This window comes from Secundilactobacillus sp. MJ173, from assembly GCF_059704265.1.
In genome coordinates this window covers 52,476-64,981 of the sequence record NZ_BAAKGN010000036.1, presented here as the reverse complement: position 1 = coordinate 64,981, position 12,506 = coordinate 52,476, and the positions used below count along the sequence as shown (strand labels likewise).

Sequence of the window (12,506 nt, the reverse complement as noted above, 5' to 3'; positions counted from 1 at the left end):
AAACTCATGGCAACGATTTCGGTAAATCAACTATCATTTTCTTATCCGACTGAGGACGGTCAAAAGCCTTTGACTTTGGCTGATATTTCAGCCACTTTTCCTGACGGCGGCTTTTCACTGCTGACGGGTCCCTCTGGTTCTGGTAAGTCCACCCTGATGAAGATTATTAGTGGCCTTTACCCGAAGTTTGGTGGCCTGATTACTGCCGGAGAAGTCCGGTTAAACGACGCCAAAATTAGTGACATACCAGAAACAAAGCGTGGCCAGCTAGTTGCAATGATGTTTCAAAACCCCAACCAGCAGTTTGCCATGGACACAGTCGAACGTGAATTAATTTTTGCGTTAGAAAATCAGTGCGTGGCACCAGAAGAAATGATGCCCCGGGTTGACCGAGCACTTGATTACGTGGAGATTAGTCCGTTACGTCATCGCCAACTTAATAGTCTCTCAGGTGGTGAAAAACAAAAAGTTGCCCTAGCTGTAATCATCGCCATGCAAGCCGACACCATCCTGTTAGATGAACCTTTTGCCAGCGTCGATCCAGTTGCCCGTCAGTTATTGTTAGCTAAGCTTTCAAGACTGCAGCACGAAGAGCACAAGACCATTATCATTTCCGATCACGACCTTGAAGACTATGATGCTTATATCGATCACCTTTTTGTGCTAAATGGTACGGGTGACTCACTCGAATTACTCGACTCCGATGCGGCGACGCAAAAAATGGCTAGTTTTAAACGGCAGGATACCTCTAATCAGCAATTACTTTTGCCAAAGGAAACTGATCAGCCGATTATTTCAGCACATGATTTAAAATTAATCGCTGGTACTTCCACTCTGGTGTCACAACCTAAAATTGACTTCTTCCAGCATCACATCACCCTGTTGACCGGTGCTAATGGTACAGGTAAATCGACTTTGCTATTAGCGCTTTCAAAACTGCATCAATACAACGGTTCCTTGTTACTTAACCAAAAGGAAATTGCTAAAATTCGACCTAATCGACTATACCAACAAGTCGCCTTGGTCTTCCAAGATGCTGATCAGCAGTTCTTAAACGTGACGGTTGCAGAAGAACTGACACTGTCTTTAAAAAATAGTCAGGCACCCGCTTATTTTAAGGATCGTATTCCTAAATTTCTAGAACAATTACAGTTAACTCAGTTGCAAGACCAAGTAGTCTACACGTTAAGCGGCGGTCAAAAGAAAAAATTGCAAATTTTAGAAATGCTGATCATGGCCACTCCAGTCTTGCTGTTCGATGAACCGTTCACTGGGCTTGATTTTAGCTCATTGCAAGCCATTATGACCATCATGAAACAAGTTGCGAAAGATTGTCAGCAAACCATGATCATTGTCAGCCATCAGCTCTTTGGCTTGGATGCCTTAGTTGACTACCATGTCACTCTGGAAAACAAACAATTACAGTATGTGGAGGGATTAGCGTGAATCCAAGTTTAAAATTCTTATTAGCGGTACTGATTGCGCTAGAAATTTCCTTTACTAATACCTGGACAGTTAACTTAGGGTTGGCAGTGATTGGTTTATTAATCATCCTCAGCAGCCGACCGAGCTTAAAGCGACTTGTACTGCTGTTCTTTGTCCCCTTAATTCCGGCACTGGCACTGGCAGTAGCGATTTTATTGCAGTCAAACGCTGGCATCCATTTTGCCCTAGTGTTGTTCACCCGGATCTACGCCTACGTCTTTGTGGGTTCAGCCGCAACGTTAACCACTTCAGTTGCTGATTTGGTGATGTCTCTGGAACAGAATGCGCACATTCCCAGTAAGTTTGCTTACGGTTTCTTAGGCGCTTTCAACTTGCTGCCAAAAATTATTAGTGAAGTAAATGTCATCCGGGCAGCTGGCAATATGCGCGGACAAGCGCTGCATATTTGGTCACCCCAACTCTATTTTAAGGCTATTCTTGCCTCGTTAGACTGGTCAGAAAACTTAGCTGAAGCCATGACTTCACACGGCTTTTCTGAAGGCGCTCCCCGCACGTATTTCAAACAGATCCGTATCCGCTGGTGGGACTGGTTGATCGTTATTGGTAGTTTGGTACTATTACAATTTGCGTTATTTGGCTTACATTTGCAATGATATGATTACCCCATTTCACTTAAAAGATTTATAATATAGTTTAAAGAAGGTGATCATTATGGCTCGAAAACCACTAAAATTCACGACAGCATTTGGCGTGACCGTAATGGTTCTGGGCGTATTACTTGAACTAGGTGCATTTTTCTATCACTTAGGCAGTATGGTAAGCGCAGAAACCGTGTTTACAGGTGCCATTGTTTTGACTATCGGTCACGCGTTTTATGGTATCGACAATCTCTTTTTATCTTTGCTACTAACCTTTTTCAGTTCAATCGGCGTTGGCTACTACGTTTTCGTTCAAACTAACAGCTGGTTGTGGACAATCGTTGCTGCAATTGCATTCTTTGCCTTTATCGTTACCCTGTTTGGATTTAGATCATCGATTCGAAAAAAACACGGTATGTGGTAACTCACCAGATACTAATTAAAACAAACAAGCGCTATTCCGAATTGCTCGAAATAGCGCTTGTTTGTTTTTTATTTAAATTCCGAGCCGTGAAACAGCTCTATTTTTAATACGCATTACCAACGACCACGTAATTAACACCGCCGTCAACTGACTTGAGTAGCTGGCCCTTCGCATTGGTCTTAAACCATGCAATCGTGGGACTGGTGCTTGGATCCGCACCCTTAGCCTTCATATTGGGCGACTGGTGGTTTTCCTGTACTTGAACCGTATAAATACCAGCACCAGATTGACTAAACTGAAAGCTTAAATCCTGAGGAGCATACTGACCACTGAGCAACCGCGAAATTCGGCTGGCAAGCACCTGCTGCGTCACTGCTGGGTGACTTTCAGTGACATTTTCTTGAGAGCCTTTAGTTTGAGCTTGCTGTTTAGTCGTTTGGCTATCCTGCTTTTTTTCGCTGGGCTTTTTGGCTTCAGTAGAAGATTCAGCTACAGCCTTAGTTGAAGAATCGCTTTCAGAACGACTACTAGTCTTAGATTTCGCTACCTGACTTGTTTGGGACTTGGTTGATGCCGAATGCGACTTTTCCTGTGAGCCACAACCCCCAAGCAATCCTAAAACTGCCATTGGTAACACTATCTTGATTAATGTTTTCATCGCTTATCATTGGACAAATTCATCCCACAGAATCTGCCACTCCCCCCTTACTTATTTACGCCCATTATAACATGAGTGCAAACGAATACGTGGGGATAGCGATTATTACTTAACGGTCCCTGCAAAACTTGGCATGAAGTAACTGCTGATAGTCTCAACATCTACGTTTTGACCTGGTTGAGGCGCTGCTACAAACTGGTTATTGCCGATATAAATGGCAACGTGGTGTGTAGCACCAGCCGATCCCCAAAAAAGTAGGTCCCCTGGTTTAGCTTGAGAAACGGGTTTACGATTGACCTGCCCCTCTTGAGTTACCGTATAGTGTCCCAGGTGAATATTGGCAGCGTGCGCGTAAACGTAATCCGTCAAACCGGAACAATCCATACCGTGCAATGATTCACCACCCCACACGTAGGGGATGTTCATGGTGGCTAACTTCTTCGCTAAATTAACCACTGCCTTAGTTTGAGACGTGGTGGCAGTTTCACCATCATTATCGACAACAGTAGAACTATTGTCAGTTGACTGAGCCGTAGTTGCAGTCTGGCTGTCATTACTTCCTTCAACGGCGTCATGAGCCGCTCTTGTTGCCTCTTGGTTAGGTAATGCCTGAATGGTTGCAGCTGAAGCCGTAGTGACCGTTGCGCCAAACAAGGAAACGGTGGCCGTCAGCATCAGTAAACTGTGTTTTAGGTTCATAACTATCACCTCATATTAATTATTAATATTTACAATGATACAGGAGTAACATCACGAAAAGATTACAGTGCAGTTGATTTTATGTAACTTTTGTCCCTTTTTCATTGATCTACCTGCTTAATCACTGTTGTTTAAGTTCCCTCAGTATTATTCTGAATTATTACTCATCCAAACTTCTAATTCTTTGGCGGACTCCCAAAAATCGTTTATAATGAACCTAGGTTTAGTTGTGTTTAGTTTTAAGTCATATCAGGTGGAGGTATATTATGGAACAAGAAGTAAACGGTATTGCAGAAAAAATCATTCAATATCAAAAGAAACATAATCTTACAGATACTGAACTGGCCTTAAATCTTCACATTACAGTTGAACGGTTACACAATATCAAGTCAATGGAAAGTGACCCAACGACTGAAGAAACTGCGGTACTGAATCATTTTATCGGCGCAAACTAATTCATAGGGGTCAACATCAATGAACGCGGTACAAGTATCACAGTATAGACAAAACAGCTTGTTGATCAGATGTTCTCTGATTAACAAGCTGTTTTTAGTTTCCCATTGCTTCGTTAAAGGCGTCGTACGTTTTTTGATCAAACGCCACCATTGTCACTTGAAGCGGTGCGTCAAACTTTCGAATGGCTGATACCGCAATCTTGCAGGCTTCGTCTAAGGGATAACCGTAAATCCCCGTGCTGATGGACGGAAATGCCACTGTCTGACAATGATTCTCCACCGCCCGCTTCAGACTATTCTCGTAACAGCTACGAAGTAACTTAGGCTCTTCAAAAGAACCATCACGCCAAATCGGTCCCGGTGTGTGAATGACAAACCGAGCCGGTAACTTAAAACCCGGCGTCACTTTCGCGTCACCAGTTGGACAGCCATGCAACTTTCGGCAGGCAATATCCAGCTCGGGTCCAGCAGCCCGGTGAATGGCACCGTCAACGCCGCCTCCACCAACTAAACCAGTGTTAGCGGCATTAACGATGGCGTCACCTTTAAAAGTCGTGATATCGCCTTGAATCAATTTAAGATCAGCCATTTAAACACCTCACTTCTTTTTTCTCGACCACCAGTGTTTCTTATGCTGTTTCGTCTGTACCTTTTTCTCCTGTGCCAGCCGTTCCATGCCCACTCGCATCGGATTAGATGCCAAATCATTGAGGTTTAACGGTTTTTTCGCTGGCGTTGGTTCATCCTGGCTATCGTTCTTTTTAGACTCCGTCATTTTCTTAACCCATCTTTCATGTTTGGCTGATTTTACGGTATAATGTGCCTAGTACGTATTATTAAGTATACCGCCAAACTTGAAATTGGTGAAAGACCATGTTCCATAGTTCATGGCATTGATTTTATTAGATTAATCACTAAGCAGCACGTCTTACACAGGACGGGTTGAGTAATTCACTAAAGAGGTGGACTTATGTCTATTCAAATCGTAACGGATTCAACGGTTCAGTTAACTGCTGAAGAAGCGGCAACTTTACCAATTACCGTGGTACCGTTGATTGTTCGTTTAGGTAAAGAAGAATTTTTAAATGATGGTGTTCAAATCACCAACGCCCAGTTTTTGAGTCATTTAGTCAACGATGATGAACTTCCTAAAACCAGTCAGCCCTCAATTGGGCAGTTTTTAGAGGCCTTCAACCGACTTGGTGAAAATGGCGACGAGGTTTTATGCCTTAACCTGACTCATTTTTTGAGCGGAACAGTCAACGCTGCTCGACAAGCAGCAGAAATTTCCGAGACTAAAGTCACCGTTGTTGACTCAAAGTCAATTGACCGCGGACTGGCATTTCAAGTAATCACCGCGGCTAAATTGGCTAAAAATGGTGCCCCAATGGATACCATTCTGAACGCCATTGAACTACACCGTTCCCACACTGAGATTTACGTTTTTCTCAACACGTTGGAAAACCTCATTAGGGGCGGTCGAATTAGTAAGGCCGCTGGCGGCATCGCTAATTTGCTGAACATCAAAGTTATGGCAGAAGTCAAGGATGGCGAACTCAGAGTGGCGGCTAAGGGGCGTGGTAAACGATTTATCCGCAAAGAAATCGCTGACTTAGTGGAACGAATCAAGACCATTGCACCAGCCAAAGTTGGCTTAACGCACGTCGATAACCTAACTCAAGCAAGTGAAGTTGCCAACCAAATTAAGGCAGCGTTACCAAATACATTGGTAACCATCCATGAAGCGGGTCCAGTGATCAGCACTTATACCAGTGTGGGTGCGTTGGCGATTGAATTTTATACGGATTAAACACAGAGTGTGAAAGCAAGCGGTTAGAGACTGGAGCGTAAGTAACTTATGGTGGAAATCCCGAACTTGGATTTGTGCCATGAGTTGCTTACGTGCAAGTCTCTGCTTGTTTGAGCACATTTCAAACAGAGTGTGAAAACAAGCGGTTAGAGAGTGGAGAATAAGGCATAGACGATGGAAATCCCAGTTTTGGATTTCCGTCGTCTATGCCTTATTTGCAACTCTCTGCTTGTTTGAGCACGTTTCAAAAAAAAGAGTGTGAAACGCGGCGTTTAGAGACCGGAGTGTAACTAGGGCTCACCAAAAATCCCGGTTTTGGATTTATAGTGGGACCTAGTTACATGCAGGTCTCTGCCGCGTTGAACACGTTTAGAAAAATATAGCATAACTCAGTCTCTGACCCGATAACATAAAAAATGCCAATTCCAGTAAAGCTCGCGTGGAATTGGCATTATTTATGTTTATATTTTGAAATCTACCACGTTTTGCCATACACTACTCTCTCAAACGTGCTCACCAAGGCAGAGACCTGCACAGAACATCACCCCGCCACAAATCCAAGTCCGGGATTTACGGCGGGGTGATGTTCTGCTTCAGTCTCTAAACGCCTTGGTTCACACTCTCATTGTGGTCGATTTTGTTTAACAGCTCGATTACGTTGGCTATTTTCTTCATGCTGACGTTCCTGCTGTTCTTTTTTAAGACGCTCAATCCGCGCCGCTTCGGCTTTTTGTGCTTTGTCTTTTTCGATAATTTTAATTTTATGATGGTTATACAACCCAAGCAGTCCAAAACCAATGATGACTTGGAACGGGAACGCGATAAAAGTCGTCATCGAATAAGGCTGATGTGTAAATTGCGGAGATAATAAATCGTAAAGAATCAATAAAATCGCCATTGGCACGATAACTGCCATGGTGTCCTTAAACCACTTAGGCATTTTCTGCCATTTTTCCCACAAAGGAGATCCCCCCTAAAGTTCGCCTTGATTACGTAACTGTTTTTCAGTTAACATGGCATCCAAATAATCAAACGCCACTTCATCAATTTCACTTAAATCGATCAATGTACCCATCTTATCAACAACGGTATTCTGCTCAACCGCATGAAAAATAATTTCGTTACCACCAAATTTACTAATATAACCGGTGATACTCTCATCATCCGTCAGTTGTAACCGGATCACCCGATGAAACTTGCTGGCTTGACTCAAGACTTCCTGGAATAAGTCATCAGTACCGTCAAATAACCGTTCATCGTTGACCCCAGTCTGTGTAGTAACGCCTAACGTTTCATCCAACGTTAAGTAAGTTTTCATCACTGCTAAATAATCAGACTGCGTGGTAACTTGGGCAATCGCCGTCAATTTGACCAACCAATAACCGCCAAACTGACCGGTCATATCAACCAGATTCACCATCACGCAATCCTCACCAATCGTATTCACGCGGCCAACAAAGAACATTCCTTCATCTGCTACCGGTTTAATCGAAACAAGTTGCTGGGTCTGCTCTGCTCGATGAAGAACGTCTGAGATACCAGTTAAACTGGATACTGACACCTCTTCAACGGGTGTTAGGGTCTGCAAGAAACCCATTGCAGCAGTCTGAAGTGTGAGTTCTTTACCATCAAATTCAATTAAGGCAACGTCTGTATAGTTAAAGGTTAACAGCGGATGCTGATCCAGGTGAAACTTATTAAAAACCTGAAAATCAAAATCCCGTTCTGAGATTCTGACTACTTCACCTTCATGAAGTTCACCACTCTGCTTATCTAAAACCATCACCGCCGTTTCCTCTACCATGGCGTTTTCCAGTACCTGACGAATCAACGGCCGTTTAGAATCAAACTCAGTGGTCATCTGACCAAAAGAAAAGAAGTGTTCTGCAGTGGCGTTTTCAATACGATAACGCATATTATCAAGATCGTCGCTATCAAACTCAACAAATTCAATCACATCAAATGTCAGATAAACGGCACCATCTTCACTGCCGCTATCATCAAAAGTTGTCAAAATGATACCAGCATCATCGACAATCTCAACATAACCAGTGTAAACAATATTTTGCTTAACTTGGTAAACATTCACTAAAGCCTTTCGTTGCAATGCATATTGCAGATCATTCATGATCGAATTCATTGACGCACCACCTCTCTGTTCGCTTACATAACTTGTACAACAATGAAACTTTACGCTAATTCTAGCTTGAAAACAATCGTTTTGCGTTAAAATGTAGTTAAAATTTTATTTCACTAATAAGGGGATTTTAACATGCCTGACAAATTTCGCAAAGTTGAAGAACATCACAGTTTACCGGAAATTAAAGTGGATATCAAAACGCCGCCTAACTCGGGTGGCATGATGGACTGGGGACCCATTTTCAACTGGTTTAAAAGCTTATTTTCAAAAAAAGCCCAAAAATAATTTGACTTCCAAATCAATACCGACTATATTAGAAAGCAATTAGATAATGAAAATTAGATGGGAATAGTACCCAATGAGACTTTACACAGCGACCTGCATTTAGTGAGAGGCAGGTATAGCTCGATTTGGCGAATGAACCCAAAATTGATGGTGAGCTGTTCACGCAACTGACCCGCAAGGATGCGTTACCATCCCAAACATCAATAGGTGTTGTTGAGGCAATTCATGTAAGTGAACTGTGAAAATGGGTGGTAACACGGCGTTCGTCCCATACTGGCTTTAGGCTGGTATGGAGCGAACGCTTTTTTCATTTTCTGATACACATATCTAAGTGCACATCACAAATTAATTTAAATCAAGGAGCGATTAATATGACTGAAAAAAATTTACATTTTGAAACAAAACAAGTTCAAGCAGGTCAAGTTGTTGATGAAACCGGTGCCCGAGCTGTACCAATCTACCAGACCACGTCATACGTCTTCAAGGATGCTGCACAAGCGGCTGGACGTTTTGCATTAACGGATCCAGGTAACATTTATACGCGCCTAACTAACCCAACCACTGCCGTTGTCGAACAACGGGTTGCCACACTTGAAAACGGGACTGCCGGTGTGGCGCTAGCAACCGGTGCTGCTGCTGTGACCGCAGCGGTTTTAAACGTTGCTAATGCAGGTGACAACATTGTTTCAGCCAGCACGCTTTATGGTGGAACCTATGATTTATTCAGCGTGACACTACCCAAATTAGGTATCACCACTACCTTCGTTGATCCAGATGACCCTGAGAATTTTGCCACTGCCATCGACGACCATACCAAAGCGCTTTACATCGAAACCATCGGTAATCCAGGAATCAATTTAATTGATATTGAAGCCGTTGCAAAGATTGCCCACGACAACGGAATTATTCTCATTGCTGATAACACCTTCGGCACCCCCTACCTCATTCAGCCACTAGACCACGGCGTCGATGTCGTTGTTCATTCCGCAACTAAGTTCATTGGCGGCCACGGGACTTCAATGGGCGGTGTCATCGTCGAAAACGGCAAATTTGATTATGCTGCATCCGGCAAGTATCCTGACTTTACTACACCAGATCCAACTTACAATGGCATCGTGTGGAGTGACTTGGCTCCTGCCGCATTCACCACCAAGGTTCGTGCTCAAACGCTACGTGACACGGGTGCTGCCATCAGTCCATTTAACTCATTCTTATTGCTTCAAGGCCTAGAAGATCTTTCGTTGCGAGTAGAACGCCACGTTGCCAACGCCGAAAAGATCACTCAGTTCTTAAACGATCATCCAAAGGTCGCCTGGGTAAACTATCCTGAACTTGAAGATAGCAAATACCACGCACTCGCCCAAAAGTACTTCCCTAAGGGCACAGGCTCGATCTTTACCCTTGGTCTCAAAGGTGGCGAGGCTGCAGGTAAACAATTAATCGAAAACCTTGATCTGTTCTCTCTGCTTGCAAACGTGGGCGATGCGCACTCACTGATTATTCACCCTGCTTCAACCACCCACGCACAGTTGAACGAAGAAGAATTGAAAGCAACCGGTATCACCCCTGATTTGATCCGGATTTCAGTCGGAATTGAAAACGCGGACGATTTAATTGCTGATCTGAAACAAGCGTTAGACAAGATTTAGCTGGATGTGAAATATGAAATGAAGTGCAAATTTCTCAGATTTTACTCATTTCTAAACGATTAGGCATCATCAAAAATACCGTATATTAAAAGCCGACAGCAGTCGGCTTTTTGTTTCCCATGATTTAACGATTAAGCCACGATCTCTTCCAGTTTTTCAAGCTGATCAATTTCGTACGTTGGCTTAATGCCAGTTTTATTGTCCGCATGGGTTGGATTATACCAAACAGAATCCAACCCAAAGCTGGCTGCCCCTTTAATATCAGAGGTTAACGAATCGCCAATCACAATGGTTTGGGTTGGCTCGTAAGACTGAATTTTTTCCGTTACCCGCTGGAAAAATTCCGGTGCCGGTTTCTGGGCGCCAACCAGTTCAGAGATAAAAACGTTTTTAAAGTAACGGTCAAAATGAGCTTCAGAAAGTCGCTTTTGCTGCGTGTTAGCAACGCCATTCGTCACCACGTATAAGTCGTGATCTTGGCATAACTCATTCAGGACTTCCGGTGCTTGTGGCATTGGCTGATGCCCCTGTCCCAAATAGTAGCGGTAACGTTCTTCCATTGCCTGACCATCAATACCAGTAACGCCTAAGTGTGAAAAAAGCGTTGTAAACCGCTTAACAAGCAACTCAGGTTTGCTAATTTGACCTAACTCAAACTGTTGCCACAAAGCCAAATTTTCAGCATGATAAAACGCATAGGTCGCAGCAGTTAACGGTAATTTCAGTTCTTGAAATAAACCTTCCAGCGCTTGTTTCTCTGCGGCTTGAAAATTCAATAATGTATCATCAATATCAAAAAGCAGTGTCTGATATGCCATTTATGATTCACCTTTCGTTGGCCCAGTTGGCCGTTTAATCAAGCGATAACCCGTTATCATCGCGGCGATTGCACAAATAATAGCAGCAATCAAAAATGAAGTGTGCATCCCATAGACGAAAACGTCCGGTTGACCGTTAAGATAAGTGGTCACCTTGGTGCCTTGGTAGTGGCTCATTGCGCTAAAAAGCACCGTTGTCGAAAACGAAACACCCACCACCATTCCTAAATTACGCACTAACGCATTCATCCCACCGGCAATGCCCAGATTTTCTGGAGCAACCGCACTCATCACAATGGTATTATTAGGCGCTTGGAAGATCCCGTTACCGAAACCAACGAAGCCCACGATTGCGGTGAAAAGCCACAACGGTGTCGTTAAATCGGTCAGCATATACCCAATTTGACTCATCAGGATCAAAATTAACCCACAAAACGTAATGAGTTCAGGACCAATCCGGTCTGAAATTGCGCCCGCGATTGGGGCCACAATCACCTGAACGATTGGGTAAGCCATCAGGATCATCCCGGCCACATTCGGTTTTAATCCACGGGCATTTTCCAAATAAAACGGTGAAATGACATTAAAGAAGAAGTTGGTGACGAAAATGAGGAACCCGCATAACAGACTCATCGTAAACGCACCATTTTTGAACAAACCAAATGCCAGTAGCGGATTGGTCTGACAATTTTCGATACGAACGAAGGCCGCTCCAATCACAATTGCGAAAATAAATAGCCCTAAAATCAACGGGTTAGCAAAGCCGATTTCCTGTCCTAAAAAGATCCCCACAAATAACGATACCATGAACAACGCCATGGTTATCGCACCAAAACGATCAATTTTCTCGTGGGTCTTAGTGATGTCCGCGGGCAAGATCACTTGGCCAATCAGAATTGTGACCACCCCAATAGGAACGTTCAACCAGAAAATATAACCCCAAGGTAGATGAGATAGTACGATACCGCCCAATCCTGGCCCTGCAATGGCACCTAACGCCACAAACGAACCAATCATACCTAAAGCGCGCCCCCGTTCACTGAAGGGAAAAATTTCGGTGATAATACCGTTGTTGTTTGCCATGGTCATTGACGCTCCCAGCGCCTGAACCACTCGTGCTGACAAGAGCAAGTAAAAACTGCCATTAAACCCAGCCAGCAACGAACCCAAAACAAATAATAACGTACCAATCCGAAAAACGTTGATTTTCCCCAATGAGTCCCCCAGTTTACCGAATAGAAGCAACAGGGAACAGATGACGATCAAGTAAATCGAAACCACCCACTCCGACTGGTTCATGGGAATACTGAGATCCTTTGAAATCACAGGTAACGCAATGTTAACAATACTAGCATCTAAAGTCGACATGAATGTAAATAAACCCACCGCTGCTAGAATCCACCAGCGATGCTTCTGAACCCGCTGATCCGTTACGTAATCTTTGCTTGCCACGCTGCACCTTCTCACTCTCGAAACTTGCTATT

Annotated in this window: 15 protein-coding genes; 7 read left to right on the top strand and 8 right to left on the bottom strand. The window is 43.6% G+C overall.

All coding sequences use genetic code 11. The features are described 5' to 3' along the window. Positions 1–6 precede the first annotated feature (6 nt). From AC6H04_RS05900 to AC6H04_RS05890, 3 genes are read left to right on the top strand one after another with little or no spacing between them, the layout of a single operon-like run. Positions 7–1,446, top strand: coding sequence for an ABC transporter ATP-binding protein (locus tag AC6H04_RS05900; RefSeq protein ID WP_497570810.1), 1,440 nt, complete (start codon positions 7–9; stop codon positions 1,444–1,446). Beyond that, complete coding sequence (locus AC6H04_RS05895; RefSeq protein WP_497570809.1) at positions 1,443–2,099, top strand: energy-coupling factor transporter transmembrane component T family protein; 657 nt, start codon at positions 1,443–1,445, stop codon at positions 2,097–2,099. Before AC6H04_RS05900 ends, AC6H04_RS05895 begins: the two co-directional genes overlap by 4 nt. 58 nt (positions 2,100–2,157) lie before the next feature. Then, positions 2,158–2,508 (top strand): hypothetical protein, encoded by a 351-nt coding sequence (locus AC6H04_RS05890; RefSeq protein WP_497570808.1) that lies wholly within the window; start codon positions 2,158–2,160, stop codon positions 2,506–2,508. A 103-nt stretch (positions 2,509–2,611) separates the two neighbouring features. Here the strand turns inward: AC6H04_RS05890 and AC6H04_RS05885 are convergent, their stop codons facing one another. Both AC6H04_RS05885 and AC6H04_RS05880 read right to left on the bottom strand, forming a co-directional pair. Further along, entirely contained in the window at positions 2,612–3,136 is a 525-nt protein-coding gene (locus AC6H04_RS05885) for a hypothetical protein (RefSeq protein ID WP_497570807.1), read from the bottom strand. Positions 3,137–3,271: 135 nt separating this feature from the next. Further along, positions 3,272–3,865, bottom strand: a complete 594-nt coding sequence (locus tag AC6H04_RS05880; protein ID WP_497570806.1) for a C40 family peptidase — start codon at positions 3,863–3,865, stop codon at positions 3,272–3,274. Between the two features lie 266 nt (positions 3,866–4,131). Here AC6H04_RS05880 and AC6H04_RS05875 point away from each other — a divergent pair, with 266 nt between their 5' ends. After that, entirely contained in the window at positions 4,132–4,320 is a 189-nt protein-coding gene (locus AC6H04_RS05875) for an LBP_cg2779 family protein (RefSeq protein ID WP_098823821.1), read from the top strand. Positions 4,321–4,414: 94 nt separating this feature from the next. On the opposite strand, the gene AC6H04_RS05870 is transcribed toward AC6H04_RS05875, so the two are convergent. Both AC6H04_RS05870 and AC6H04_RS05865 read right to left on the bottom strand, forming a co-directional pair. Continuing rightward, on the bottom strand, positions 4,415–4,909 hold the full coding sequence (locus tag AC6H04_RS05870; protein WP_497570805.1) for an O-acetyl-ADP-ribose deacetylase: 495 nt from the start codon (positions 4,907–4,909) through the stop codon (positions 4,415–4,417). A 9-nt stretch (positions 4,910–4,918) separates the two neighbouring features. Next, on the bottom strand, positions 4,919–5,095 hold the full coding sequence (locus AC6H04_RS05865) for a hypothetical protein (protein ID WP_497570804.1): 177 nt from the start codon (positions 5,093–5,095) through the stop codon (positions 4,919–4,921). A gap of 195 nt (positions 5,096–5,290) precedes the next feature. Here AC6H04_RS05865 and AC6H04_RS05860 point away from each other — a divergent pair, with 195 nt between their 5' ends. Beyond that, a complete protein-coding gene (locus AC6H04_RS05860) occupies positions 5,291–6,130 on the top strand; it encodes a DegV family protein (RefSeq protein ID WP_497570803.1) in 840 nt (279 codons plus the stop codon). A 622-nt stretch (positions 6,131–6,752) separates the two neighbouring features. On the opposite strand, the gene AC6H04_RS05855 is transcribed toward AC6H04_RS05860, so the two are convergent. Further along, positions 6,753–7,091: a hypothetical protein gene (locus AC6H04_RS05855; RefSeq protein WP_497570802.1), complete on the bottom strand. Its 339-nt coding sequence runs from the start codon at positions 7,089–7,091 to the stop codon at positions 6,753–6,755. A gap of 12 nt (positions 7,092–7,103) precedes the next feature. Then, positions 7,104–8,270, bottom strand: coding sequence for a hypothetical protein (locus AC6H04_RS05850; RefSeq protein WP_497570801.1), 1,167 nt, complete (start codon positions 8,268–8,270; stop codon positions 7,104–7,106). Between the two features lie 132 nt (positions 8,271–8,402). Here AC6H04_RS05850 and AC6H04_RS05845 point away from each other — a divergent pair, with 132 nt between their 5' ends. Continuing rightward, on the top strand, positions 8,403–8,555 hold the full coding sequence (locus AC6H04_RS05845; protein ID WP_497570800.1) for a hypothetical protein: 153 nt from the start codon (positions 8,403–8,405) through the stop codon (positions 8,553–8,555). A 371-nt stretch (positions 8,556–8,926) separates the two neighbouring features. Next, complete coding sequence (locus AC6H04_RS05840; protein ID WP_497570799.1) at positions 8,927–10,204, top strand: O-acetylhomoserine aminocarboxypropyltransferase/cysteine synthase family protein; 1,278 nt, start codon at positions 8,927–8,929, stop codon at positions 10,202–10,204. A gap of 131 nt (positions 10,205–10,335) precedes the next feature. Here the strand turns inward: AC6H04_RS05840 and AC6H04_RS05835 are convergent, their stop codons facing one another. Then, complete coding sequence (locus AC6H04_RS05835; protein WP_497570798.1) at positions 10,336–11,022, bottom strand: YjjG family noncanonical pyrimidine nucleotidase; 687 nt, start codon at positions 11,020–11,022, stop codon at positions 10,336–10,338. Then, entirely contained in the window at positions 11,023–12,474 is a 1,452-nt protein-coding gene (locus tag AC6H04_RS05830; protein ID WP_497570797.1) for an MFS transporter, read from the bottom strand. It lies immediately after the preceding gene. Positions 12,475–12,506: the final 32 nt, after the last annotated feature.

Excerpts from the sequence above, each read along its gene's own strand:
- AC6H04_RS05900 (WP_497570810.1), top strand. The coding sequence starts at position 7 with ATGGCAACGATTTCGGTAAATCAACTATCATTTTCTTATCCGACTGAG.
- AC6H04_RS05890 (WP_497570808.1), top strand. The coding sequence starts at position 2,158 with ATGGCTCGAAAACCACTAAAATTCACGACAGCATTTGGCGTGACCGTA.
- AC6H04_RS05885 (WP_497570807.1), bottom strand. The coding sequence starts at position 3,136 with ATGGCAGTTTTAGGATTGCTTGGGGGTTGTGGCTCACAGGAAAAGTCG.
- AC6H04_RS05880 (WP_497570806.1), bottom strand. The coding sequence starts at position 3,865 with ATGAACCTAAAACACAGTTTACTGATGCTGACGGCCACCGTTTCCTTG.
- AC6H04_RS05875 (WP_098823821.1), top strand. The coding sequence starts at position 4,132 with ATGGAACAAGAAGTAAACGGTATTGCAGAAAAAATCATTCAATATCAA.
- AC6H04_RS05870 (WP_497570805.1), bottom strand. The coding sequence starts at position 4,909 with ATGGCTGATCTTAAATTGATTCAAGGCGATATCACGACTTTTAAAGGT.
- AC6H04_RS05865 (WP_497570804.1), bottom strand. The coding sequence starts at position 5,095 with ATGACGGAGTCTAAAAAGAACGATAGCCAGGATGAACCAACGCCAGCG.
- AC6H04_RS05860 (WP_497570803.1), top strand. The coding sequence starts at position 5,291 with ATGTCTATTCAAATCGTAACGGATTCAACGGTTCAGTTAACTGCTGAA.
- AC6H04_RS05850 (WP_497570801.1), bottom strand. The coding sequence starts at position 8,270 with ATGAATTCGATCATGAATGATCTGCAATATGCATTGCAACGAAAGGCT.
- AC6H04_RS05845 (WP_497570800.1), top strand. The coding sequence starts at position 8,403 with ATGCCTGACAAATTTCGCAAAGTTGAAGAACATCACAGTTTACCGGAA.
- AC6H04_RS05840 (WP_497570799.1), top strand. The coding sequence starts at position 8,927 with ATGACTGAAAAAAATTTACATTTTGAAACAAAACAAGTTCAAGCAGGT.
- AC6H04_RS05835 (WP_497570798.1), bottom strand. The coding sequence starts at position 11,022 with ATGGCATATCAGACACTGCTTTTTGATATTGATGATACATTATTGAAT.